Source organism: Ancylobacter aquaticus (assembly GCF_004339465.1).
In the GTDB taxonomy this organism is placed as follows: domain Bacteria; phylum Pseudomonadota; class Alphaproteobacteria; order Rhizobiales; family Xanthobacteraceae; genus Ancylobacter; species Ancylobacter aquaticus.
Map to the genome: position 1 here is coordinate 1,613,527 of NZ_SMFY01000001.1, position 24,841 is coordinate 1,638,367.

The following is a 24,841-nucleotide window of genomic DNA, read 5'->3' on the forward strand; positions in this document are numbered from 1 at the left end:
GGGGCGATAGAGACATCTGTAATGATAACTGTCAACAGATTGATGGATGCCGCCCCGCCCCGCTGCAGCGGTCGACAGGGCACTGAAAAGGCCCTGCACGGCGTCTTTCAACGACTCTGCGATGTGTGACGCCGTAACGATACCACCCGGTTACAGCCGATCGTGGTTGGCCGGAGTCGGTCGCCCATAGAACGTATCCGCAAATGTGTTGACAGTTGACGGGCAGCGGGACAGTCTTGCCATGCCTAATCCACACGGGCCGGCCGCTTCATGGCCGCCGGCCGAAGGATCCAGATGGAACGGCGGGAGGAAAACATGACAGATTTCACACGCAGAGATGCCTTCAAGATTTCAGCGGGCGGCCTCGCAGCGGTCTCCGGCATGGTTGCCATGCCGTCCATCCTGCGCGCCGCGACCTATCCCAGCCGCCCGATCAACGTGATCGTGCCCTTCGCCACCGGCGGCTACAATGATCGTCTCTCCCGTGCCTTCATGCCCTACCTCGAAAAGGAGCTGGGCCAGCCGCTTGTGATCGTCAACAAGCCTGGCGCCGGCACCCAGCTGGGCAATTCCTATGCGCTGAACCAGCCGGCCGATGGCTATTCCATCCTGTGCACCTCGGCGGCGCCCTATATCCCGCTCACCGTGCTGCTGCAGAATGCGCCCTACAAGGTCGAGGATTTCTCGATGATCAACCTGCCGTCGCGTGACTACACGCTGGCGGCGACCTCGTCCGATGGCCCGGTGAAGACTTTCGCCGAGGTGATCGACAAGCTGAAGAAGGACCCGTCGAGCCTGAGCATCGGCGTGCAGCCGGCCTCGGCCGACTATGCCAACATGGTGCTGGTCTTCCAGGCCGCCGGCATTGATGCCAGCAAGCTGCGCATCGTCACCTATGATGGCGGCGGCCCGGCCCGCAACGCCACCGCCGGCGCGCAGGTCGACGTCGGCTTTGTCGGCGGCGAGGGCTTCCTGCCGCTCAAGACCAAGATCCGCCCGCTCGCCATCTTCGCCGCCGAGAAGGTGGAATGGTACCCCGACGCGCCGCTGATCGGCTCTACCGGCATCAAGACCGACTTCGTCGAAGGCTCGCAGCGCGGCTGGGCCGTCACCACGAAGCTCCGCAACGAGCAGCCTGAGATCTACAAGACGCTCGTCGCGGCGGTTGAGAAGGCCAGCAAGAACCCGAAGTCGATCGAGACGCTGAAGCTGCAGGAACTCGCCACCACCTGGTACGGCCCCGAGGCGTCCGACAAGGCCTATCTCGACAACGCCGCCAAGATGGCGAAGTACGTCGACCTGCTGAAGTAGGCCGCATCAAGAGGAGGCGGGCCGCATTCGCTTTGCGCCCGCCTTCATTCTCGCTCCTCCGACGAATGGAGATGAAGATGCGCATCGGTCGGCACAGCTACGACATCGATTATGGCCATCTGTCGCTCGTCACGTTTATTGCGGCCGTCGTCTTCTGGTACCTTTTGGATGCCCGAAGCGTTTCGCTGAGCGTGAACAATCTTCTTCTGGTGCAGCCGGTGGCGATCTTCGCGCTGGCCATGTACCTGTTCATCCTGCCCCAGTGTTTCCACCGGGTTGATGCCCGCGAGGCGGCGAAGAGCCCCACTCAGAAGGACCCGTTGCATGTGACCATCCCGTCGGAGCGGTCCGATGTGATGCGCATGCTCGCGCTCGGCGTGTCGCTGGGCCTGATGGTCTTCCTGCTCGACGTCATCGGCTTCGACATCGCCATCTTCCTTTTCTCGGCGGCGGCGATGGCTATCTGCGGCGAGCGGCGACCCCTGCGCCTGCTGCTGTTCTCGCTGGGTGTGACTCTGGTCACGATCTACGGCTTCCGCGCCCTGATTTCCTATCCCATGCACACAATGCTGCTGTGAGGCGCGCCCGATGATCGACGTATCCGCCTTCAATGAAGCCTTGGGCATCATGTTCACGTCGGTCGGGTCCTGGGGGTGGATTGTCCCCGGCCTGATCGTCGGCCTCGTCTTCAGCGCCATTCCCGGCATCTCGATCACCATGGCGATGGCGATCGTGCTGCCGATGTCGCTCTACATGGACTTTTTCTCGGCCATCGTCTTCCTCACCTCGGTCTATACCGGAGCGGGGTTCGGCGGCTCGGTTCCAGCGATCCTGATGAACATACCGGGGTCGCCATCGTCCTTCGCGACGACCTTCGACGGCTATGCCATGTCGCAGAAGGGCGAGCATAACGAGGCGCTCGGCTACGCGCTGTTCGCCTCCACCTTGTGCGGCATCGCCGGCTATGTGCTGCTGCTGCTGGTCATCGAGCCGCTCGCCGACATTGTGCTGCGCATCGGCCCGGTGGAAATGTTCGCGGTGGCGATTTGGGGCATGATGCTGCTGGGCTCGCTCGGCTCCACCTATATCAGCCGCGGCCTGCTCGCCGCCGCCTTCGGCATCCTGCTCGGCACGGTGGGCATGAACACCGCCGGCTTCACCCGTGGCACGCTGGGCCTGCCGGTCCTGCTCGACGGCATCGCGCCGATCCCGGCCATGATCGGCCTGCTGGCGGCAAGCCAGCTGCTCAGCCTCGCAACGCGTGACTACATCATCGAGGCGGAAGGGTCGCGCGAGGTCAGCCTGCGCAAGATCCTCAAGGGGTGCTGGGGCACGTTGAAATATCCCGGCGTGCTGCTGCGCGGCTCCATCATCGGCATCATCATCGGTGCCGTGCCGGGCGTCGGCTCGTCCATCGGCAACCTCATCGCCTATGCCGAGACCAAGCGCACCGCCAAGGACAGCGCGACCTTCGGCAAGGGCAACCCCAAGGGCGTCATCGCGGCGGAATCGGCAGTGGCGAGCGGCGAAGGCGGCTCCATGGCCACCATGCTGGCGCTCGGCATCCCCGGCGGCGGCGCGACGGCGATCCTGATCGCGGCCTTCATGATGCACAACATCGTGCCCGGCCCGAGCTTCATCGAGACCCAGAAGCCGATGGTCTACGCGATCATCCTCAACAACATCGTCCAGGCCATCGTGCTGCTGGCGGTGGGCATCGGCTTCATCTACGTCGCCTCCAACATCATGAAGGTGCGGACGCGCTACGTATTGCCGGCGATCCTCGTCATCGCCACGCTCGGCACCTTCGCGGTAACGGGCGAAGCGGCCGGTCCGATCACGCTGTTCGTCTTCGCCCTGCTGGGCTACGCGCTCAACCGCTACCAATATCCCGTCTCGGCGGTGGTGGTCGGCATCCTGCTCGGGCGCATGCTGGAAACCGAGTTCCTGCGCTCCTACCAGCTCTCGGGCGGCAACCCGCTCTATGTGCTGGAGCGGCCGGGCGCGATGGCGATCTTCGCGGTGATGTTCATCTCGCTGGCGATGACCGCGTGGGGCAAGCGCAAGCAGAACCGCGCCGAGGCGGCCGAGGCTGAAGCGATGCTGCGGATGCAGGACGAGGCGAGCCACGCCCACACGCCGAGCAAGGGCTGACGGTTCCTCTGTCTCCCACCGTCTCGCGAGGCTTTCCGAAAGGGCGGGTGCAAACCCGCCCTTTTCCATGCGCGGCGCGCGGGCACCCCGGCACTGACGGCACTCATGGCACGGGCACGAAAAAACCCCCGCCGTCGAGGACGGAGGGGGTCTTTGGGTCTGGTCGGGATGGCGGCGAGAGGTCAGGCAGTGGCGCCGATGGAGACCGGGGCGAACGCCGCGCGCTCGGCCGCGTCGAGCTGGTTGATGAGGTTCATTTCCCAGGCGAGATACTGGCGGGACGCCTCCTTGTTGCCGTCATGGCGGTCATGCACGAACCACACGCGGTCGCGGGCATCCTCCCGGCTCATGCGCCGCTTGACCCGGTCGACCGGCCACCCCGCCTGTGCGCAGGCATCGGCATCGGCCGGTAGCCAGCGGGCCGATATGCCGGCCGCCTGCAACTCGCAGGTGGCGGCCGCGACGGCGGCGGCGTCGCCGAGCAGCAGCACCCGCCGCGTGGAAGCGGCAAGCGCGCCCGGCAGATCGCCGCGCAGCACCCAGCGCGCCCCTTCGAGCCTCCACGCCTCCCATTCGGTGGAACTGCGCAGATCCAGCACCGGCACGCCGCTCTGGGCGAGGCTCCATGCCGCCCTCGCGTCCACCGACAGCGGCCGGGCAGGGGCCTTCAGCGCGGGGTGCGGAACGGCGGGGGCATCGACCCCCTCGGCATCGTCGAGCGCCAGCACATGCACCTCGAAGCCGAGCGCGCGCAGGAACAGCCCGGCCAGCGCGGCCCGCAATCCGGTGTCGTCCATCAGGATCAGCCGCCCATGGCGGACGCCGACATACTGGTCGGTTGCCTGGATCAGCTGGCCGGCGAGGGCGGGGATGGCGCCCGGCACCGGCGGCGCGGCCCGTTCCTCTTCGCTGCGCAGATCGAACAGGAAGGTGGTGCGACCGGCCTCATCCAGCAGGCCTTCCGCCTCACCGGGCGTGAGCGTGGACAGGTGCGACGCGGCGATGAGGCGCGCTGCGCTTGCCCGGCTGGCCTGCGCCTGGCCGGCGTCCAGTTCCGGCATGGGATCGGCGCTGGCGCCCCGGTCGAGGGGCAGGCCGGCCAGCGCCCAGCCCTGCGTGCCGTTCTCCAGCGCATAGACCGGGTTGGTCACGCCGATGGCGCGCAGCGTCAGCGCACCGACAATGCCGCGCGTGCGCCCAGCGCAGGTGATGACGATGGGCGTCGCCGCGTCCGGCACGGCGGCGCCGACGCGATGGGCGAGTTCCCCATTCGGTACGCAGCGCGCACCCTCGATCCGCATCTTGGCGTATTCGGCCGGCGGCCGGGCATCGAAAAAGGCGTGCGGGCGCCCCTCGCGCTGCCAGTTGGCAAGCGTTGCGGCGTCGATCATCGCGGGGTGATGGTCGTGCTCCAGCAGTTCGCCCAGCGTCTTGCTCGGCACGTTGACCCCGGCGAAAACGCCCAGCCCCGCCGCTTCCCAGGCGGGAAGCCCGCCCGCGATCACCGCGATGTCGGTGTAGCCGCAGGCCGCCAGACGCTGCGCCGCCCTCATGGCGATGCCGTCGCCGTCGTCGATGAGCAGCACCGGGCAATCGGCGCGCGGCACGAGGGCGAGGGCGGTGGCCTCCAGCCGGCTGAACGGGCAGGGAATGGCGAAGAGCGGATGCCCCTCGCCGAAGGCCGCCGCCTCGCGCACGTCGAGAAAGGCGATTTCCTCACCGGCATGCAGGCGGTTTTTCGCCGCCGCTGCCGTCACCGATGCCACGCTCATGTCACGGGCTCACCGTGGAAGAAGCGGTGGAAGGCGGCGTAGATCAGGTCCGGGCGATGCTCGGCCGGATAATGGCCGGTCGGCACCGGCAGGCCGACAAGGTCGTCCGCCCATTCCGACCACGCTTCGACCGGCTTGAAGTGCCGCCCGCAATGGCTGTTGGTGCCCCAGATGACCAGCGTCGGGCACTCAATCTTGCGCCTGCCGTAATCGGCGGTGTCCATGTCGAGGTCGACGGTGATGGTCGCGCGGTAATCCTCGCAGACGGCGTGGATCTGCTCCTTGGTGGCGCAGCGTATATATTCCTCCATCGCCTCAGGCGTGAAGATTTCCAGCCCCACGCCCTTCTTGTTGAGCTTGTAGCGCATGTAATAATCGAGGTCGGCGCCCAGCAGGTTCTCCGGGAAGGGCGCCTTCTGCGCCATGAAGAACCAGTGATAGCTCTCGCGGGCCCAGCCGAGCGTGATGTTGTTCAGCACGTGGTGCGTCGGCACGATGTCGAGAGCGGCATAGCGGGTGACGCGCTCGGGCCGGTCGAGCGCCATGCGGAAGCCGACGCGGGCGCCCCGGTCGTGGCCGGCGACGGCGAAGGTCTCATGGCCGAGCGCGTCCATCACCTCGAATGCATCCTCGCCCAGCGCCCGGAACGAATAGCCAGAATGATCCTCGCCGCCCTCGGGCTTGGAGCTGTCGCCATAGCCGCGCATGTCGATGGCGACGACGGAGAAGTCGCGCGCCAGCGAAGGGGCGACCTTGTGCCAGCTCACCAGCGTGAGCGGGTTGCCATGGATGAGCAGGAGGGGCGGGCCCTCGCCGGCGGTGGCGACATTGATCTCGGCGCCGCGCGTCTTGATGCGCTGGAAGGTGAAGCCCTCCATCAGCCGTGTGGAGTGAACGAGTTCGGGAACGGCTTCTGCAACGTCCATCGGGCGCCTCCTCGCAGGGGTCGAGCGGATTTATCCGCATTGTGCCAACTGTCAACAATATGGGCGGGAAAGGCAAGGGGATTGCATCGGAGTGGGCCTCTCCACGGGCGATTGGCGACAACGTTTGGATTGTCGACCAGACCCGCGGCGATCCTGACCCCTATGGTGGAGCCGTAGTGCAACTTTGAGAGACACTGACACAGGCCAGCCTGCGTATTTATACTTGCGTGATAACGATTGCAATTAAATGCAATTGTTATAGATAGAGTGTGACGGGAACGGACCCGCCGCGCTCAGGAAACCCGCCATGACCCGCAACATCGGACCCGTCGACAAGGCCGTCCGCATCGCCCTCGGCCTCGTCCTGCTCTCGCTCACTCTCGTACTGGACGGCGATCTTCGCTGGATCGGCCTCATCGGCGTCGTGCCGCTGCTCACCGCGCTGATGGGCAATTGCCCGCTTTATTCCGTGCTCGGCCTTTCCACCTGCCCGGTGGCCGGGCGCACGTGAGGCCGGCCGAGGCCGGTTGACGCCGAGGAGTTTCCCATGACGCAGAAGCCCGAAGTGACCGGCTTCTTCGACCCGCGCACCTCGTCGATTCAGTATGTCGTTGCCGATCCGGCGGCGAAGAGGTGCGCGATCGTCGATCCGGTCCATGATTTCGACGAGAAGTCGGGCCAGACGGCCACGGTCAATGCCGACCGCATCCTCGCCTTCGTGCGGGCGCGGGGCTACACGGTGAAGTGGATTCTCGACACCCACCCCCACGCCGACCACTTCTCTGCCGCGCATTATCTCAGAGAGAAGACCGGTGCGCCCACCGCCATTGGCGAACGGGTGAAGGACGTGCAGAAACTCTGGAACAGCTTCTACAACTGGCCGGACGTGCCCGCCGACGGCTCGCAATGGGACCGGCTGTTCCGCGAAGGTGACACGTTCAAGGTCGGCGGCATCGACGCCCGGGTGATGTTCTCGCCCGGGCACACGCTGGCTTCGATCACCTATGTCATCGGCGATGCCGCCTTCGTCCACGACACGCTCTTCATGCCCGACAGCGGCACCGCCCGGGCGGATTTTCCCGGCGGCACCGCCAAGGTGCTGTGGAACTCGATCCAGGCCATTCTGGCGCTTCCCAACGCGACCCGCCTTTTCACCGGCCATGACTACCAGCCGGACGGGCGGGCGCCGATGTGGGAATCCACCGTTGCCGCGCAGAAGGCGAGTAACATCCACATGGCGCGCTGCGCCACGCAGGAGGCCTTCGTCGCGGTCCGCGAGGAGCGGGACCGCAGCCTCGCCATGCCAAAGCTGATCCTGCAATCCTTGCAGATCAACACCAATGGCGGCCGGCTGCCAGTGCCGGAATCGAACGGGGTGCGTTATCTCAAGATCCCGCTCGACCTGCTCAAGGGCGCGGTGTGGGACTGACGCCATTCGGGGAAGACACGATGCTCGACACGCCTGCCATCGAGATCGCCGACATGAAGGCCCGGGTCGGCGAGGCCTCGGCCTTTCTGAAAACCCTGTCCAACCCCGACCGGCTGATGGTGGCCTGCGCGCTGGTGCAGGGCGAACGCTCGGTGCGCGAGTTGGAGGACCTTCTCGGCATCCGCCAGCCCGGCCTGTCGCAGCAGATCGCCGGGCTGCGCACGGCCGGGCTGATCGTCGGGCGCAAGGAGGGCAAGCAGGTTTTCTACCGCCTCGCCGATCCGCGCGTCGAAGCCTTCATCGCCACCATGCATGCCCTGTTCTGCGCGCCGCACGCGGCCGAAGCGACGCGATAGCCCCACGACGGAAGCCCCATGACGGAATTCACCCCGATTGCCTCCCTCATAGGCGGCGCCCTCATCGGCCTCAGCGCCGTGCTGATGATGCTGGCGGAGGGCCGCATCGCCGGCATCAGCGGCATCGCCAGCCGGCTCCTTCCGCCTTATGGCGACAAATCCTCTGCGGAAAGATCAGCCTTTGCCGGCCGGCTGGCCTTCGTCGCCGGGCTGGTCGCCGCGCCTTTTCTCTACGCCGCCGCCACCGGCACGGCCGTGGTGCAGACAGTGTCGTCCAATCTCGCATTGATGGCGGTCGCCGGCCTGCTGGTCGGCTTTGGCTCAGTCTGGGGCTCGGGCTGCACCTCGGGGCATGGCGTGTGCGGCCTGTCGCGCCTGTCGCGGCGCTCCTTTGTCGCCACCGGCGTGTTCATGGCGGCGGGCTTTGCCACCGTCTATGTCATGCGCCATGTGATGGGGAGCTGAGGCATGCGGGTTCCGTTTGCGTCCATCCTGGTCAATCTCGGCCTCGGCCTGCTGTTCGGCGTCGGGCTCATTGTTTCCGGCATGAGCGACCCGGCCAAGGTGCTGAACTTCCTCGATCTCACCGGCACGTTCGACCCCTCGCTCGCCTTCGTCATGGGCGGCGCGGTCGTGGTCGCCTTCATCGGCTACCGGCTGGTGCTGACGCGGGACAAGCCGCTCATGGCGCCGCGCTTCCAACTGCCGACCCGGTCCGATATCGACGCAAGGCTGATCGTCGGGCCGGCGCTGTTCGGCATGGGCTGGGGGCTGGGCGGCTTCTGCCCCGGCCCGGCCTTCACCGCGCTGGGACTGGCCGCGCCGGGAACGCTAGCCTTTCTTCCCGCCATGCTGGCGGGGATGTGGGCGGCGCGGTGGGTGGCCGAACGCGGGCGCTGAATACCAGCGCCGCTGGACGAAGGACGAGGGGAGGGCTAGACCGCTCACATGCGGCCCGGGCTCATCATCTTCGACTGCGACGGCGTGCTGATCGACAGCGAGATGCTCGCTGCACGCGCGCTCGTCACCGAGCTCGCCTGCCACGGCGTCGCCGTCGACATGGATTTCGTGGCACGCCATTTCATCGGCCGAGCCCACACGGTGATCCGGACCGAGGTGCAGGCGCGCTTCGGCAGCGATCTGCCGGCCTCCTTCGAGGGGGATTACCGCAGCCGGCTGCTCGCCGCCTTCGAGACGGGCCTCGCTCCCATGGAAGGGGCGGTGGAGGCGCTGGCGGCGCTCACCGTGCCGTTCTGTCTCGCCACCTCGTCCAGCCCGCCGCGTCTGGCCGCCTCGCTGCGGATCGTGGGGCTGGCGGAGGTGTTCGCGGGCCGCGCCTTCACCGCCTCGCAGGTAGCGCGCGGCAAGCCGGCGCCGGACCTTTTCCTCTATGCGGCGGCGCAGATGGGCGCCCACCCGGCCGCCTGCGTGTTGGTGGAAGACAGCGCGGCGGGCGTCGCCGCCGGGCTTGCCGCCGGCATGGAGGTTTGGCATTTCGTCGGCGGCGCGCACTTCGCGGCCATGGACATGCCGCTGCCCGCCGGGATAACCCCCCACCAGCGCTTCGCCCGCTTCTCGCAAATCCGGGCGGCGATGCCCTCTCTCTTTCACGTCCCGGCCGGCATAGCAGACCCGACATGAGCCTGACCCCCACCATCGACGCCACGATCGACGACCAGGCAGCCCGCGCGGCCTGGCTCTATTATGTCGGGGGCCTGACCCAGGACCAGATCGCCAGCGAGATGGGGCTGTCGCGCCAGCGCGCGCAGCGCCTCGTCAGCCGGGCGGCGGCTGCCGGGCTCATACACGTGCGGCTCAACCATCACCTCGCCCGCTGTATCGGACTGGAGGCGGCGCTGCGCGAACGCTTCGGGCTGGTGCGCTGCCGGGTGATGCCGGGGCTCGGGCCGTCGCGCGACCCGGTGCGCTCCATCGCCCCGGCGGCGGCCGAAGAGATGGAGCGGGTTCTGGCGGAGTCCGGCTCGCGCGTCATCGCGCTCGGCACCGGGCGGGCTCTGCGCGGCATGGTGGACGCGCTGAGCCCGGTGGAGGCGCCGCAGCACCGGCTGGTCTCGCTGCTCGGCAACATCGCGCTCGATGGCTCGGCTTCCTATTTCGAGGTCATCATGCGCCTCGCCGAAAAGGTGCGGGCGCCGCATTACCCGATGCCCGTCCCGGTGCTCGTCGACACGGTCGAGGAGAACCGCACGCTCCAGGCGCTCGGCGCGGTGCGCAAGGTGCGCGGGCTGGCGCAGAAGGCGGACGTGACCTTTGTCGGCGTCGGTCAGATGAGCGAGGACGCGCCGCTGATGACCGACGGCTTCCTCACCCCGGACGAACTGCACGAGATCCAGCGTGCCGGCGCGGCGGGCGAGGTGGCCGGGTGGATCTATGACGGGCAGGGGCGCTATCTCGACCTGTCCCTCAATGCGCGCCTTACCGGAGTGAGGGTGGAGATCGCCACGCCGGAGCGCCCGGTGATCGGCATTGCCGCCGGCGCCGCCAAGATCGTCGCGCTCAGGGCGGCGCTGACCTCCGGCATCATCAACGGCCTCGTGACCGATGAGCCGACCGCCGCCGGCATTCTGGCAGGCTGAGTCTTCGCCCCAACCCCCTCGCTGCACACGCGCATGTGAGGCTTGTGACGCATCGGCCACGTGCCCGGCGGTGGCGTGGGGTGCACACTAAGTGTCCGGGCTGCCGCATATAATACCACAAAATGGCGCGCTTTCGACCAAAGACGGGCGGACTGCTCGCGCGTGCAGCATCGAATTCACTTGACGCCTGCATGGGTGCGCGTGAGTATTTGCCCATACGGCGATTATTTGCTCAAGAACGCCGAAGGGAGGAATGCTATGACCATGACATTGCGCGCCCTCGCGGGTGCCTCGCTGACGGTTGCCCTCATGGGCACGGCCTCGGCGCAGACCACCATCACCGTCGCCACCGTGAACAATGGCGACATGATCCGAATGCAGCGCCTGACCCCCGAGTTCAACGCCCTGCATCCCGACATCAAGGTCAACTGGGTGACGCTGGAAGAGAACGTGCTGCGCCAGCGCGTGACCACCGACATCGCCTCCAAGGGCGGCCAGTATGACGTGCTGACCATCGGCAATTACGAAGTGCCGATCTGGGCCAAGCAGGGCTGGCTGATGCCGCTGGAGAACCTCGGCGCCGATTACGACCAGGCCGATCTTCTGCCGCAGGTGGCGCAGGGCCTCACCGTCGATGGCAAGCTGCACGCCGTGCCGTTCTACGCCGAGAGCTCCATGCTCATGTACCGCACCGACCTTTTGGAGAAGGCCGGGCTGAAGATGCCCGAGAATCCCGATTGGGATTTCATCACCGACGCGGCGGCGAAGATGACCGACAAGGGCGCCGGCATCTATGGCATCTGCCTGCGCGGCAAGGCCGGCTGGGGCGAGAACATGGCGTTCCTCACCTCGATGAACAATTCCATGGGCGGCGCCTGGTTCGACATGGAGTGGAAGCCTGAGTTCACAGGTCCCGAGTGGAAGAAGACCCTCGACACCTATCTGAAGCTGATGAAGGAATACGGCCCCCCCGGCTCGTCTTCCAACGGCTTCAACGAGAACCTCGCGCTGTTCCAGACCGGCAAGTGCGGCATGTGGATCGACGCGACCGTCGCCGCCTCCTTCATCTCGGACCCGAAGGAATCGCAGGTCGCCGACAAGGTGGGCTTCGCCCCCTCGCCGGTGCGCAAGGGCGGCTCGAACCACGGCAACTGGCTGTGGTCGTGGAACCTCGCCATCCCGGCGACCACGTCCAAGGCGGAAGCTGCCAAGACCTTCGTCGCCTGGGCGACCTCGCCGGCCTATGCCAAGCTGGTCGCTGAGAAGGACGGCATCGCCAATGTGCCCCCCGGCACGCGCACCTCGCTCTACAAGAACCCGGAATACGTGAAGGTCGCGCCCTTCGCCGAGATGACGCTAACCGCCATCGAGGCGGCCAACACCCAGAAGCCGTCCGAAAAGGCGGTGCCCTATACGGGTGGCCAGTTCGTCGCGATCCCGGAGTTCCAGGCAATCGGCACGGCGGTGGGACAGCAGTTCTCGGCCGCGCTCGCCGGCAGTGCGACCGCCGACCAGGCGCTCGCCGCCGCGCAGGCCCTCACCACCCGTGAGATGACCCGCGCCGGCTACCCCAAGAAGTAGGCGTTACGGGCCTTCGCACCGCGAAGGCCGCTCGGTCCGCTCGGCGCCCGCCCGCGCCGGGCTGTTTCCCGACACGGTGCGGGTGTCTCCCGCTCCCGCGCCGTGTCGGGACCTCCCCTCGCAAGGGCAGGTTCCTGATGAGCAAGCCGGCGCCCCGAGGCGTCGCCCTTGCAGTCGCGCCCCCTTCGATCCGTTCCGTTTTTCCGAGCCCCCAGCGCGCTTCGCCCGCGGCGCGCCCTGGCCAGGGAGGCCCCCCATGGCGACGCAAGCCTCACGCATTGCCGGCCGGCTGATGCTCTCCCCGGCGGTTCTGCTGCTCTTTCTCTGGATGATCGTGCCGCTGGGCATGACCATCTATTTCTCCTTCCTGCGCTTCAACCTGCTGATGCCGGGAACGGAACAGTTCACCGGCTTCGAGAACTACACCTACTTCTTCACCGACCCCGCCTTCTGGCCCGCGTTGGTGAACACGTTGACCCTCGTGCTGGGCGTGCTGGCGATCACCGTGGTCGGGGGCGTGGCGCTGGCGGTGCTGCTCGACCAGCCCATGTGGGGGCAGGGGATCGTACGTATCCTCGTCATCGCGCCGTTCTTCGTCATGCCGAGCGTGTCCGCGCTGGTGTGGAAGAACATGCTGATGAACCCGGTCAACGGGCTGTTCGCCGCGCTGGCGCGGGGGCTCGGGCTGGAGCCCATCGACTTCTTCGCCGACGCGCCCCTGGCCTCCATCATCGCCATCGTCGCCTGGCAATGGCTGCCTTTCGCGACGCTGATCCTGTTCACCGCGATGCAGAGTCTCGACCGCGAGCAGATGGAAGCGGCCGAGATGGACGGCGCCGGCCCGGTCTGGCGGTTCGTTCACCTCACCATCCCCCATCTGATGAGGGCGGCGACGGTGGTGGTGCTGATCCAGACCATCTTCCTGCTGTCGGTCTTCGCTGAAATCCTCGTCACCACAAATGGCGGGCCGGGCACGGCTTCCACCACGCTGACCTTCCTCGTCTACATGCAGTCCATGCTGCAGTTCGACGTCGGACTGGGTTCGGCGGGCGGCATCGTCGCCGTCATCCTCGCCAACATCGTCGCGATCTTCCTGATGCGGATGATCGGCAAGAACCTGGAGGCATGAGATGGCACGCGAGGCTACCAAGGGCCACAAGGCCGCTGTCACCTTCCTCGCCTGGGGCGTGGCGCTGCTGATCTTCTTCCCCATCCTGTGGACGTTCCTCACCTCCTTCAAGACCGAGGGCGAGGCGATCAACTCGCACCCGTCTTTCCTGTTCTTCGACTGGACGCTGGAAAACTACGAGACGGTGAACCAGCGCTCCGACTACCTCGCGCACTTCTGGAACTCGGTTGTGATTTCCGTCGGCTCCACCGTGCTCGGGCTCATCATCGCGGTGCCGGCGGCGTGGTCGATGGCCTTCGTGCCCGGCAAGCGCACCAAGGACATCCTGATGTGGATGCTCTCCACCAAGATGCTGCCGGCGGTGGGCGTGCTCGTGCCGATCTACCTGCTGGCGCGCGACGCCGGGCTGCTCGACACCAAGACCGGGCTCGTCATCGTGCTCACCATGGTGAACCTGCCGATCATCGTGTGGATGCTCTATACCTACTTCAAGGAAATCCCCGCCGAGATACTCGAAGCCGCGCGCATGGACGGGGCCACCCTGTCCTCGGAAATCCTCTATGTGCTGACGCCCATGGCGGTGCCGGGCATCGCTTCCACGCTGCTGCTCAACGTCATTCTGGCGTGGAACGAGAGCTTCTGGACGCTGAACCTGACCGCCGCCAGCGCCGCGCCGCTCACTGCCTTCATCGCCAGCTATTCCAGCCCGGAAGGGCTGTTCTACGCCAAGCTTTCGGCGGCCAGCACCATGGCCATCGCGCCGATCATGATCCTGGGCTGGTTCAGCCAGAAGCAGCTCGTGCGCGGGCTGACCTTCGGCGCCGTGAAATAGGGAGAGACTTATGGGCGAGATCGTTCTTACCGAGGTCCGCAAGTCCTTCGGCGGCGTGTCCATCATCCAGGGCATCGACCTGGTGATCCCTGATGGCGAGTTCGTGGTCTTCGTCGGCCCCTCGGGCTGCGGAAAATCCACCCTGCTGCGCCTCATCGCCGGGCTGGAGGACACGTCCTCCGGTACCATCTCCATCGACGGCAAGGACGCGACAAGGCTGCCGCCGGCCAAGCGCGGCCTCGCCATGGTGTTCCAGAGCTACGCGCTTTACCCGCATATGAGCGTGGCCAAGAACATCGCCTTCCCGCTGCGCATGGCCGGCCTGCCGGCCGAGGAGCAGCAGCGCAAGGTGGAGGCGGCAGCGAAGGTGCTGAACCTGACCCCCTATCTCGACCGCAAGCCGAGCCAGCTTTCCGGCGGCCAGCGCCAGCGCGTCGCCATTGGCCGCGCCATCGTGCGCGAGCCGGCGGCGTTCCTCTTCGACGAGCCGCTCTCCAATCTCGACGCGGCACTGCGCGTCTCCATGCGGCAGGAAATCTCCGAGCTGCACCACACGCTCGCGACCACCATGGTCTATGTCACCCATGATCAGGTGGAGGCCATGACCATGGCCGACCGCATCGTGGTGCTCAATGCCGGGCGCATCGAGCAGGTGGGCAGCCCGCTGGACCTCTACCACTCCCCCGCCAACCTGTTCGTCGCCGGCTTTATCGGCAGCCCGAAGATGAACCTTGTCGAGGGGGCGGAAGCCGCCAAGCACGGCGCCCATACGCTGGGCGTGCGCCCCGAGCACATCGACATCGCGGATGAGGGGCCGTGGAAGGGCATGGTCGGCCTGTGCGAGCACCTCGGCTCCGACACCTTCCTCAAGGTCGATGTCGCCGGCGTCGGCCAGATCAATGTCCGGGTCGGCGGCGACGTGCCGCTGCGCCATGGCGCGCAGGTGAGCCTCGCCCCGCAGGCGGACAAGCTCCACCGCTTCGACGCCAAGGGCATGGCGATGGCGTGACCTCCTGCGCCCCTGCCTGCCTCGCCTGAAATACGGCGCCCGGCCTTCGGGCCGCGCCTTCAACGTCGCCCGCAACGTCGCCTGTGCGCGCATGGTGCGACAACCGGAAGATCTGAGAGATGACGACCCCCGCCCCCGCGCTTCCCGCCTATGCGGCTCCCGCCTATGACCGCGCCCGCCTGACGCCGGGCATCGTCCATATCGGCCTCGGCAATTTTCACCGGGCCCATCAGGCGGTCTATCTCGACGATCTTTTCGCTCTCGGCGAGGGCCATGACTGGGCCATCATCGGGGCCGGCGTGCGCCCGGCCGATGCGGCAATGCGCGAGGCGCTGAAGGCGCAGGACTGCCTCTCCACCGTCATCGAACTGGACCCCCATGGCCGAAGCGCCCGCCGCATCGGCGCAATGATCGACTTTCTGCCCGTCGAGCCGGGCAATGGCGCGCTCATCGCCGCGATGGCGCGGCCGGAAATCCGCATCGTCAGCCTCACCGTGACCGAGGGCGGCTATTTCATGGACCCGGCCGGGCGGCTCGACACCGGCGCCCCCGGCATCCGGGCCGATGCGGCTAACCCCGCCGCGCCGGAAACCGCGTTCGGCGCCATCCTCGCCGCGCTCACGCTCCGGCGCGCGGCGGGCTTGCCCCCCTTCACCGTGATGTCCTGCGACAACCTCCCCGGCAATGGCCATGTGACGCAGCAGGTGGTGGTGGGGCTGGCGCAGCTTTTCGATGCCGACTTCGCCGCCTGGGTGGAGGCCAATGTCGCCTTTCCCAATGGCATGGTCGATCGCATCACCCCCGCCACCGGGGAGCGCGAGCGCGCCATGGCGGCGGCTTTCGGGCTCGACGACCCGGTGCCCGTCACCTGCGAGCCTTTCCGCCAATGGGTGCTGGAGGATTATTTCCCCACCGGGCGCCCGGCGCTGGAGAAGGTCGGGGTGGTCTTCACCGAGCATGTCCACGCCTATGAGGCGATGAAGATCCGCATCCTCAATGGCGGCCATGCCATCATCGCCTATCCCGGCGGGCTGATGGATGTCGCCCTCGTCCATGAGGCGATGGAAGAGCCGCTCATCTCCGCCTTCCTCGACAAGGTGGAGCGCGAGGAGATCATTCCCATCGTGCCACCGGTGCCCGACACGGACCTTGAAGCCTATTACAGCGTCATCCGCGAGCGTTTCGCCAACCCGGAAGTGGCCGACACGGTGCGCCGGCTCTGCCTCGACGGCTCCAACCGCCAGCCGAAATTCATCGTGCCCTCGATCCGCGACAACCGCGCCGCCGGCCGCCTGCCCAAGGGCCTGATCCTCGAATCCGCCCTGTGGTGCCGCTATTGCGCGGGAACCAGCGACAGCGGCGCCGTGATCGAGCCGAACGACCCGAACTGGGACGAACTCACCGCCCGCGCCTGCGCCGCCAAGGACGACCCGGCGGTGTGGCTGGCGATGGACGAGGTCTATGGCGATCTCGGCAGCGATCCCGAAATCGTGGTGGCTTTCGCGCACGCGCTGCGCGCGCTATGGGCGAGGGGCGCCCGCGCGGTCCTCACCGATTATCTCGCGGGCTGACACCGAACGACCCGGAGGTTCGCGCCGATGTCCGCACCCGCCATCCCCTCCGCGCCGGTCCTGCTCTGTGCTGGCGAGGCGCTGATCGACATGGTGCCGCGCTCGACCCCGGAAGGGCAGGCCTTCCTGCCGCTGCCGGGCGGGGCGGTGTTCAACACCGCCATCGCCGCGGCGCGGCTGGGGGTGCCGACGCGCTTCTGGTATGGCCTGTCGAGCGACATGTTCGGCGTGCAGCTTCGCGCCGCGCTCGACGCCGCCGGCGTCGATGCCAGCCTGTGCGCCCCGGTTGACCGGCACACGACGCTGGCTTTCGTGACGCTGGTGGAGGGGCAGGCGCGCTACCTCTTCCTCGACGAGAACACCGCCGGCCGCATGCTGGCCCCGGCCGACATTCCCGATCTTCCCGACGAGGTCGGCGTGCTGTTCTTCGGCGGCATCAGCCTGGTGGGCGAGCCGGTGGGATCGGCCATGGAGGCGCTGGCCGCGCGCACGGCGGGCGACGGGCAGGGGCGGCTCATCATGCTCGACCCCAATATCCGCCCCGGCTTCATCCGCGACGAGGCCATCTATCGCGCCCGCATCTTCCGGATGATCGGCCTCAGCCATGTGGTGAAGCTGTCCGACGAAGACCTTTTCTGGCTGACCGGGCTGGGCGACATCGCCACGCAGGCGGAGCGTATCCGTGCCATGGGGCCGCGCCTCGTTCTCATCACGCTCGGGGCGAAGGGCGCACGCGCGTTCGGCGAGGGGCTGGACGTGGCGGTGCCGGGGCAGGTGGTGCCGGTTGCCGACACGGTGGGGGCGGGCGACACCTTCAACGCCGCCTTCCTCTGCGCGCTTGTCGAGCGCGGGCAGGCACATCCGCTGGCGCTGGCCGGCGTGTCGCCCGATGGGCTCCGCGCGGCGCTCGACTTCGCCAGCCGGGCGGCGGCGATCTCGGTGACACGCGCCGGCGCCAATCCGCCCTGGCGCGCCGAGGTCGTCGACGCGGGCTGAAGACGGCGCATCTCTCCGGAACCGCCCGCCTGCGGGCGGCGTTGAGCCCGACAGGCAAAACGGGAGGAGAGTTCCATATGACCCCCAGTCAGGCCGCCCCCACTGCGCCCGGCCAGCCCGGCGTGCCCCCGATGCCGGATGTGAACCCGGTGCCGGACGTACCCCCCACCCCGGACCCGGCGCCGATCCACGACCCGGTGCAGCCGCCGGTGCACGATCCCGACGTGCCGGAAATTCGCGATCCCGTTCCCCCCCAGGTCAGCGATCCATGGCCCGCGCCGCCCCCGCCTCAGCAGGGGGCCGGGGCAGCAGCGATATGGGCGGCGCCGCCCCGGGAGCCGCCGCTGGACCGGCCTCAGCCGGGCATAGATGAGCCGACAATCCCGCCCGATCAGGATCCCGACATCACCCCCGAGGTCGAGGAGCCGCTCGACGAGCCGACCGCGCCGCCGATCGACCTTCCTCCGCGTGATCCTGTGCCGGCGCCGATGTGACCGCTCTTACGTGACCGCGCCGAAATCTTGAAAAGCAGGGAACAGGGTCCCTGTTTGACGTTTTTATCTTGTGCGGCGCGGCCGAAACAGGTGCGCGCGGCGACGAGTTAAGTAAAGCGCCTATAAATACCATTCCGCAAGGAGGATTCTAACATGGGCCTGTTCTCCAAGGACATAAAGACGATGGACGATCTCTTCGTCCATACGCTTCGCGATATCTATTATGCGGAGAAGAAGATCGCCAAGTCGCTGCCGACCATGATCGAGAAGGCGAGCGATCCGCAGCTGAAGGCGGACTTCCAGAAGCACCTCTCCGAGACCGAAGGGCACATTCTCCGCGTCGAGGAAGTGTTCAAGATGCATGGCGTCGCGGCCAAGGCAGTCACCTGCCCGGCGATTGACGGCATCATCGACGAGGCCGAGGAAGTCTCCGGCGAGATTGCAGACAAGCAGGTGCTCGACGCCGCGCTGATCGCGGCGGCACAGGCGGTCGAGCATTACGAGATGACCCGCTACGGCACGCTCATCGCGTGGGCCAAGCTGCTGGGCCGTCCCGACTGCGCGAGCGTCCTCGCCAGGAATCTTGAGGAAGAAAAGAACGCCGATGCCAAGCTGACGAAGCTGGCGGAAGCCCGCGTCAATCTGCAGGCCGCCGAATAAGTCGGCGCTCGCGGCCGGCGCTCGCCATGTGCGAGCCCGGCGGCGGCGCAATGCGACGATACGCGCGCGAAAGGAGGCTGGAATGCCTGCCAAATCGAAAGCTCAGCAGAAGGCAGCCGGCGCCGCGCTTTCCGCCAAGCGCGGCGAAACGGAGAAGGGCGAGCTCAAGGGCGCCTCAGCGTCGATGGAGAAATCCATGACGGAAAAGGAGCTTGAGGAACTCGCCAGCACCCCGCGCAAGGGCAAGCCGGAGCGCGTGGACGGCTAAGGCCGGGTCTGGAGACAGACACGGCGGCGCGACGTCACCGGCACCAAAAGGCGTTGGTCGGGGAGCCGTCACGGGTTTCCCGCACGTCTCACAGAGGTCGAAAATGGCACTCAGCAGCCGGGGCAAGCCGACGCGCTCCTATTTCACCCGCTTCGCCCAGTGGATTTCAAGCCAGGCCGGCAGGCCCGTGACGTTCGCTGGCGCGGCCGGTCTCATCGTGCTGTGGGCCCTTACCGGGCCCTTTGTCGGCTTTGGCGACACCTGGCAGCTCATCATCAACACCTCCACCACGATCATTACCTTCCTCATGGTGTTCGTGATCCAGAACAGCCAGAACCGAGACACTGCCGCGCTCCACATCAAGATCGACGAACTGATCGCGCGAACGGAAGGGACCCGGCGCGTGCTTCTCGATCTTGAGGAACTGGACGATGGCGCGCTGGAGACCATTCGCGGCGAATATGAAGAGCTCGCCCGCCGGGAGCGGGAGGGCGGCGAGGACGAGAGCGACGCGCCGACCAGCCCCGGCGCGACGTCCGGAACCTCGCCCAAGGCGGGGCGCGACATACGGCCGGCACCCGCCCCGGGCTGAGCTACCCGTCAGTCCTTCGCGTCGGACTTCTTCGCCGCGCTCTTGTCCTTGTCCTTGCCGCGCTTGCGATTGGTATAGCGGGCATTGCCGAGGCCGGTGCCGATGGTCAGCACGCCCCAATGCTCGACATCCTGCATGAAGGGCACTTCGCTCAGCCCCTGCACCACGGCGTCATTGTGCATGACCACGGTGGTCTCGTTGCCGGCGATGGTGGGTATCGCCTCCCACAGAGCGGCGGGCAGGTTGAAGCGCGAACTCTGCCAGTTTCCCGGCAGGTTCTGCGCGCCGTTCTCGATGGTACCGTCGCCGGCGATCGAGCCGGGACAGCCGACGCCGATGAAGGGCGCGAGGCGCAGATCGTCCTTCTTCGCTTCCGCGATCAGCTTCTCCAGCATACCGACAAGCTTGGCGATGGCCTCTTCCCGGCCGGGATCTTCATCGCCATGGCGCCACAGCTCGAAGCTGCGCACACGGGCCTTCGACAGGTCGTCCGCCTTGTCGAGATTAAGCCGGACGATGCCGCAGCGGATGTTGGTGCCGCCGATATCCACGGCCAGAATGTCGTCGAAGCTGGCGAACATCCAGCTCGGGGCGAGGTGGGCGGCGCCGATCAGCCCGGCCTCGTCGGGCTCGTTGCGGATCGGACGCATCTCGATGTCAATGCCCTCGGCCCGGGCGAGCAGCTCGGCCCGCGCCACGGCGATCTCGGCGAAGCGCCCGGCCTTCAGCCCGCCGCCGACGACGATGCGCTGCGTGTCCCGCCATTCCTTGGTCCGCATGAAGCGGCGCACCACGGTGAACAGCTCGTTGGAATATTCCTCGATGGCGCTGTGGATGATGGCCTGCTCATGCGGCTTGCCATTGGCGAGAGCGTCGTCGATCTCCGATTTGGACAGTTCAGCGGTCGGCGTCTTGCCGAGGATCGACAATTCGCGGTCGCCGAGATCGCGCCAGCGGTCGAAGATTTCAAAGAACGCCGCACGCCGGGCACGGTCGCCGAGAAAGCCGTTCTCGTCGCGTATCTGGGCGTTGAAGCCATCCACGGTCACTCCCGTGAGCGTCGCGGCGCCGTGCACCGCCACATTGGGCGGCGTTTCCTTGATCTTCGGCTCCGCGCTCTTGGTCTGCGCCGCGCTTTTGGCCATTCAGATGCTCCCCATTCACTCTCGCTTCATCTGAACGAGAACGACGAATGGGGACCGGGCGTTCCATCGCCCGGCAGGAAGATAGTAGGGCTGCGATCAGCGCTTGCGGCGGCCGGGCGTCGCCGGGGCGGGCGCCGGCGCCTGCGTGACGGTCGGTTCGGCGCCGGCCGTCTTGGCCCGGGCAGCCTTCGGCTTCGCGGCGGGCACCGGGGACGGCGCCGGCGCAGCGGCCGGCTCGGGCATGGGCTCGGGCGTCGGCTCGGCTGCGGGGCCGGCCTCCGCCACGCCGTCCTCCTCCATCACGATCGCGACCGCGCGCAGCCAGTGCTCTTCGTCGCGGCCATGGGGATATCCCTGTTCTTCCCAAAGCCGGTAGGCCCATTCACGGATACGCGTCTCTCGCTCGTTCATCGCGGGTCCCCTGCAAACGGATGCATCAGCGTGAACCGTTCGGGTCCGCTGCGCTACAGCCAAGGTGCCGCACCGCGATGAAAAGCAGAAGACGGAAGACAACGTACGGGCCGTTCGTCGCGATGACGTGAAGCGGCGCCGTCAGTCCCGCAGGCTGCGATAGGCGCCCTGCAGGGTCTCGAACGCCCTGAAGCGGAGCGCGTGCCAGTCGCGCGTCTGCACGTCCGGGGGGTACACCACCTCGATCTCCGACATGGCGGCCATGGCCTGCGTAAAGCTGGCATAGCGGCCGGCGGCCACCGCGCCGAGTATTGCCGAGCCGAGCAGCACCGGCTCGGGCGAGGCGGTGGCGGCCACGTTCACCTGCGCCGCATCGGCCAGCACCTGGCGCACCAGCGCGCTCTGGCCGGCGCCGCCGGAGATGACGACCATGTCCGTGCGCGCGCCCTTGGCGGCCTGCGCGTCAAGGATCTGGCGCAGCCCGTAGCCGATGCCGGCAAGCCCGGCCATGTAGAGCCCGACCAGGCTTTCGAGCCCTTCATCCATGCCGAGCCCGGCAACGATGCCGCGCGCGAGATGGTCGGCGAAGGGCGCGCGGTTGCCGAGAAACTCCGGCACCACATGCAGCGTGCCGGCGAGCTCCGCGATGGCATTCGCGCCGCCGGCTTCCTCAGCGCGCCGGGCGAGCCAGACATTAAGGCTCTGCCCCGCGGCCCGCGCCAGCTCGGCGGCCTGCGGCGCGGCGGGGTGTAGCCGCACCAGCCGGTCGATGGCGGCGCCAGCGGCGGACTGCCCGCCCTCGTTGAGCCAGAGATCCGGCACCATGGCCGAGAAATAGGGACCCCACACGCCGGGCACGAAGGCCGGCTCGGCCGTGGTGAGCAGGGTGCAGGCGGAGGTGCCGAACACATAGGCCATGCGGCTGAGCACATCGCCGCTGCCGCCGCGCGCACCCACCGTGCCGATGCCGCCGGCATGAGCGTCGATAAGCCCGGCCGCCACCGCCGTGCCGGGGGCGAGGCCCAGCTCGGCCGCCGCCTCGCCCGTCAGGCCGGCGCCGAGCGGCGTGCCGGCCGCGACGATCTGGGTGCCGATCCGCGAAAAGCCTTCATCGGTCAGGGCGCCGAGGCCGATCCTGCGGAAATAATCGGCGTCCCAGCGCTGCTCATGGGCGAGATAGGTCCATTTGCAGGTGACGGTGCAGACCGAGCGGGCCAGGCTGCCGGTCGCCTTCCAGGTAAGGAAGTCCGCGAGGTCGAGAAACTGCCAGGCGCCGGCAAAAGTGGCGGGAAGTTCCTCGCTCAGCCACAGCAGCTTAGGCGTTTCCATCTCTGGCGAAATGGTGCCGCCGACATAGTCCAGCACCGGGCTGCCGAGCGCGTTGATGCGGTCGGCCTGCCCCGTGGCGCGGTGGTCCATCCACACGATGACGTTGCGGGCGGGGTCGCCATGGCGGCCGACGGGCAGCGGCTGCCCGCCCTCGCCGAGCACGACCAGCGAGCAGGTCGCGTCGAAGCCGATACCGGCGATGTCGCGGGCGACGAGGCCGGCCGCCCGGAGGGCCTCCTGCATGCAGGCGCAGACACCGGCCCAGATGTCGTCACTCGACTGCTCGACGACATCGCCCGCCTCCTTCCACATGCGGATGTCGCGCTTGGCGACGGCAAGCTGTCGTCCGTCGGCATCGAAAATGCCGGCGCGCACGCTGCCCGTGCCGACGTCGATTCCCGCGAAGCATCCGCCCATGGCCTAGAGGTCCGTTCCGTTCGGCACGATCACCAGATCGCGTATGGTCACGTTACGCGGCCGCGTCAGCATGAAGATGACGCAGTCCGCCACTTCCTTTGCTTCCATCAGGGCACCGGAGGCAAGCGCCTCGTCAAGCTTGGCCTGCGGCCAGTCCTTGATCAGGGCGGTGACGACAGGTCCCGGCAGCACCGCGCCGACGCGGATTCCGTGCTTTGCCACCTGCCGGCGCGTGGTGTGGACGAACGCCTGCACGGCGAATTTCGAGGCGGTGTAGATCGGCTCCCACACCACGGGCACGACCCCGGCGATGGAGGAGGTGAACAGCACGTCGCCGCCCTTCTGCGCAACCATATGCGGCAGCACCGCCTGCACGGTGCGGAAGGCGGCGTTGATGTTGAGGTTCAGCACCCGGTCCCACACATCCGGGTCGCCCTCCACCACATCGCCGCCGATATAGGCACCGGCATTGGCGTGGAAGATGTCGAGCCGGCCGCATTTTTCCAGGATCTGCGGCAGCATGGTGGCGACGCTCGCGGGGGCGAGCAGGTCGACCACGACAGGCACCGCCTTCGGCCCGAGCTCGGCGCTCAGCGCGGCCAGCGTGTCGGCGGCGCGGTCGACAAGGGCGACGGTCGCGCCCTCATTCAGCATGGCGCGGGCGCATTCGAGCCCGATGCCCGACGCCGCGCCGGTGATGGCGGCCACCTTGCCTTCAAGCCGGTTTGCCATGTGAAGCTCCGATGGGGTTTGGAATTGTTTTCCCCTCTCCCGCCGGAGAGGGGAGCGGGCGCGCTCAGCCCGGCATCACGATCTGCAGCTTCACGTCGGTCGGCAGCCCCTTGGCGGCGCGATCGAACGCCTCGATGCTGCGCGCGAAGTCGAAGGTCTCGGAGATCAGCGGCTTGAGGTCGACCTTGCCGGAGGCGATGAGGTTCACGGCGCGGTCGAAATTATTGGCGTAGCGGAACACGGTCTCGATCCGCGCTTCCTTGATGATCGCCGCCGCCACGTCGAATTTCGTCGTCTCCACCGGCATGCCGATCAGCACCAGCGTGCCGCCCGGGCGAACGATGTCGAACAGGCCCTCATAGGCGCGCGGCGAGCCGCTGGCCTCGAACACCACATCGGCGCCCCAGCCCTCGGTTTCGTCCGTGATCACCTCCGCCAGCGGACGCTCGGTGATGTTCACCGGGTGGATGCCGGGATACTGGCCGGCAATGGCGAGCTTCGGCGCCGAGAGGTCGGAAATGTAGACGCGCGAACACCCGCCCGCCAGCGCCGCCAGCGCGGTCATGATGCCGATGGGGCCGCAGCCGATCACCACAGCCACGTCGCCGGGGGTAATGCGCGCCCGCGTCGCCGCCTGCAGGCCGACGGCGAAGGGCTCCACCATCGCGCCCTCGGCGAAAGAGACGTTCGCAGGCAGCTTGTAGGTGAAGGCGGCGGGGTGGACCACCTCGGGGGTCAGCACGCCATGGATCGGCGGCGTCGCCCAGAAGCGGACATCGGGATCGACATTGTAGATGCCGAGCTTGGTGGCGCGCGAATTCATGTTCGGCACGCCCGGCTCCATGCAGACCCGGTCGCCGACCTTGAGGTTCTTCACATGGGCGCCGACCGCCGTGACGACACCCGCCGCCTCGTGGCCGAGCACCATGGGCTCGCGCACCACGAAGGAGCCGATGGCGCCGTGCGTGTAGTAATGCACATCGCTGCCGCAGACGCCGACCGTGTGGATGGAAATCTTCACGTCGTCCGGGCCAACCTCCAGCGGGAGGTCGATGTCGCGAAGGGAAAGCTCGCCCTTCTTTTCGAGAACCAGTGCCTGCACCATGTGCGTGTCCTGCTGGAGTGTGCCG

At 67.3% G+C, this 24,841-nt stretch carries 27 protein-coding genes; 20 read left to right on the top strand and 7 right to left on the bottom strand.

Features of this window, described 5'->3' with window-relative positions; translation table 11 throughout:
* Positions 1-315 precede the first annotated feature (315 nt).
* The 3 genes from EV667_RS07420 to EV667_RS07430 all read left to right on the top strand — a co-directional run bounded on the left by EV667_RS07420 (position 316) and on the right by EV667_RS07430 (position 3,465).
* Positions 316-1,311, top strand: coding sequence for a tripartite tricarboxylate transporter substrate binding protein (locus EV667_RS07420; protein WP_245516017.1), 996 nt, complete (start codon positions 316-318; stop codon positions 1,309-1,311).
* 71 nt (positions 1,312-1,382) lie between these two features.
* Positions 1,383-1,889 carry a tripartite tricarboxylate transporter TctB family protein gene (locus EV667_RS07425; protein WP_131834611.1) on the top strand — a complete coding sequence of 169 codons (507 nt, stop codon included), beginning with the start codon at positions 1,383-1,385 and terminating at the stop codon, positions 1,887-1,889.
* 10 nt (positions 1,890-1,899) lie between these two features.
* On the top strand, positions 1,900-3,465 hold the full coding sequence (locus EV667_RS07430) for a tripartite tricarboxylate transporter permease (protein ID WP_131834612.1): 1,566 nt from the start codon (positions 1,900-1,902) through the stop codon (positions 3,463-3,465).
* Between the two features lie 182 nt (positions 3,466-3,647).
* On the opposite strand, the gene EV667_RS07435 is transcribed toward EV667_RS07430, so the two are convergent.
* Positions 3,648-5,237: a rhodanese-like domain-containing protein gene (locus EV667_RS07435; protein ID WP_131834613.1), complete on the bottom strand. Its 1,590-nt coding sequence runs from the start codon at positions 5,235-5,237 to the stop codon at positions 3,648-3,650.
* Entirely contained in the window at positions 5,234-6,163 is a 930-nt protein-coding gene (locus tag EV667_RS07440; RefSeq protein WP_131834614.1) for an alpha/beta fold hydrolase, read from the bottom strand. Before EV667_RS07440 ends, EV667_RS07435 begins: the two co-directional genes overlap by 4 nt.
* A gap of 307 nt (positions 6,164-6,470) precedes the next feature.
* Between EV667_RS07440 and EV667_RS07445 the strand changes: the two genes are divergently transcribed.
* From EV667_RS07445 to EV667_RS07525, 17 genes are all read left to right on the top strand, one after another.
* Positions 6,471-6,674: a YgaP family membrane protein gene (locus EV667_RS07445; RefSeq protein ID WP_131834615.1), complete on the top strand. Its 204-nt coding sequence runs from the start codon at positions 6,471-6,473 to the stop codon at positions 6,672-6,674.
* Between the two features lie 36 nt (positions 6,675-6,710).
* Positions 6,711-7,592, top strand: a complete 882-nt coding sequence (locus tag EV667_RS07450; RefSeq protein WP_131834616.1) for an MBL fold metallo-hydrolase — start codon at positions 6,711-6,713, stop codon at positions 7,590-7,592.
* A gap of 20 nt (positions 7,593-7,612) precedes the next feature.
* Positions 7,613-7,948 carry an ArsR/SmtB family transcription factor gene (locus EV667_RS07455; protein WP_131834617.1) on the top strand — a complete coding sequence of 112 codons (336 nt, stop codon included), beginning with the start codon at positions 7,613-7,615 and terminating at the stop codon, positions 7,946-7,948.
* Positions 7,949-7,966: 18 nt separating this feature from the next.
* Positions 7,967-8,413: a YeeE/YedE family protein gene (locus EV667_RS07460; protein ID WP_131834618.1), complete on the top strand. Its 447-nt coding sequence runs from the start codon at positions 7,967-7,969 to the stop codon at positions 8,411-8,413.
* A gap of 3 nt (positions 8,414-8,416) precedes the next feature.
* Positions 8,417-8,848 (top strand): DUF6691 family protein, encoded by a 432-nt coding sequence (locus tag EV667_RS07465; RefSeq protein WP_131834619.1) that lies wholly within the window; start codon positions 8,417-8,419, stop codon positions 8,846-8,848.
* Between the two features lie 48 nt (positions 8,849-8,896).
* The gene (locus tag EV667_RS07470; RefSeq protein WP_131834620.1) at positions 8,897-9,589 is read left to right on the top strand and encodes an HAD family hydrolase; all 693 of its coding nucleotides are present in this window, start codon (positions 8,897-8,899) and stop codon (positions 9,587-9,589) included.
* Positions 9,586-10,545: a sugar-binding transcriptional regulator gene (locus tag EV667_RS07475; protein WP_131834621.1), complete on the top strand. Its 960-nt coding sequence runs from the start codon at positions 9,586-9,588 to the stop codon at positions 10,543-10,545. The genes EV667_RS07470 and EV667_RS07475 overlap by 4 nt, the downstream gene beginning before the upstream one ends.
* Positions 10,546-10,809: 264 nt before the next feature.
* Entirely contained in the window at positions 10,810-12,126 is a 1,317-nt protein-coding gene (locus tag EV667_RS07480; RefSeq protein ID WP_207907724.1) for an ABC transporter substrate-binding protein, read from the top strand.
* 256 nt (positions 12,127-12,382) lie between these two features.
* Positions 12,383-13,255, top strand: a complete 873-nt coding sequence (locus EV667_RS07485; RefSeq protein ID WP_131834623.1) for a carbohydrate ABC transporter permease — start codon at positions 12,383-12,385, stop codon at positions 13,253-13,255.
* Position 13,256: 1 nt separating this feature from the next.
* Positions 13,257-14,087 carry a carbohydrate ABC transporter permease gene (locus EV667_RS07490; protein ID WP_131834624.1) on the top strand — a complete coding sequence of 277 codons (831 nt, stop codon included), beginning with the start codon at positions 13,257-13,259 and terminating at the stop codon, positions 14,085-14,087.
* Positions 14,088-14,097: 10 nt separating this feature from the next.
* A complete protein-coding gene (locus EV667_RS07495) occupies positions 14,098-15,096 on the top strand; it encodes an ABC transporter ATP-binding protein (protein ID WP_131834625.1) in 999 nt (332 codons plus the stop codon).
* Between the two features lie 119 nt (positions 15,097-15,215).
* Positions 15,216-16,667: a mannitol dehydrogenase family protein gene (locus EV667_RS07500; RefSeq protein WP_131834626.1), complete on the top strand. Its 1,452-nt coding sequence runs from the start codon at positions 15,216-15,218 to the stop codon at positions 16,665-16,667.
* 27 nt (positions 16,668-16,694) lie between these two features.
* Positions 16,695-17,663, top strand: coding sequence for a carbohydrate kinase family protein (locus EV667_RS07505; RefSeq protein WP_131834627.1), 969 nt, complete (start codon positions 16,695-16,697; stop codon positions 17,661-17,663).
* Between the two features lie 77 nt (positions 17,664-17,740).
* Positions 17,741-18,157 carry a hypothetical protein gene (locus tag EV667_RS07510; protein WP_131834628.1) on the top strand — a complete coding sequence of 139 codons (417 nt, stop codon included), beginning with the start codon at positions 17,741-17,743 and terminating at the stop codon, positions 18,155-18,157.
* A gap of 153 nt (positions 18,158-18,310) precedes the next feature.
* Entirely contained in the window at positions 18,311-18,817 is a 507-nt protein-coding gene (locus EV667_RS07515) for a YciE/YciF ferroxidase family protein (RefSeq protein WP_131834629.1), read from the top strand.
* Between the two features lie 82 nt (positions 18,818-18,899).
* On the top strand, positions 18,900-19,085 hold the full coding sequence (locus tag EV667_RS07520; RefSeq protein ID WP_131834630.1) for a DUF3008 family protein: 186 nt from the start codon (positions 18,900-18,902) through the stop codon (positions 19,083-19,085).
* Between the two features lie 103 nt (positions 19,086-19,188).
* Positions 19,189-19,677, top strand: coding sequence for a low affinity iron permease family protein (locus EV667_RS07525; RefSeq protein WP_131834631.1), 489 nt, complete (start codon positions 19,189-19,191; stop codon positions 19,675-19,677).
* Positions 19,678-19,685: 8 nt separating this feature from the next.
* Here the strand turns inward: EV667_RS07525 and EV667_RS07530 are convergent, their stop codons facing one another.
* The 5 genes from EV667_RS07530 to EV667_RS07550 form a co-directional block, all read right to left on the bottom strand.
* On the bottom strand, positions 19,686-20,822 hold the full coding sequence (locus EV667_RS07530) for an ROK family protein (RefSeq protein WP_131834632.1): 1,137 nt from the start codon (positions 20,820-20,822) through the stop codon (positions 19,686-19,688).
* A gap of 96 nt (positions 20,823-20,918) precedes the next feature.
* Positions 20,919-21,233, bottom strand: coding sequence for a DUF2934 domain-containing protein (locus EV667_RS07535; RefSeq protein WP_131834633.1), 315 nt, complete (start codon positions 21,231-21,233; stop codon positions 20,919-20,921).
* Positions 21,234-21,374: 141 nt separating this feature from the next.
* A complete protein-coding gene (locus tag EV667_RS07540; protein WP_131834634.1) occupies positions 21,375-22,979 on the bottom strand; it encodes an FGGY-family carbohydrate kinase in 1,605 nt (534 codons plus the stop codon).
* A gap of 3 nt (positions 22,980-22,982) precedes the next feature.
* Positions 22,983-23,711, bottom strand: a complete 729-nt coding sequence (locus tag EV667_RS07545; RefSeq protein ID WP_131834635.1) for an SDR family oxidoreductase — start codon at positions 23,709-23,711, stop codon at positions 22,983-22,985.
* 64 nt (positions 23,712-23,775) lie between these two features.
* Positions 23,776-24,813, bottom strand: coding sequence for an NAD(P)-dependent alcohol dehydrogenase (locus tag EV667_RS07550; RefSeq protein WP_207907725.1), 1,038 nt, complete (start codon positions 24,811-24,813; stop codon positions 23,776-23,778).
* Positions 24,814-24,841: the final 28 nt, after the last annotated feature.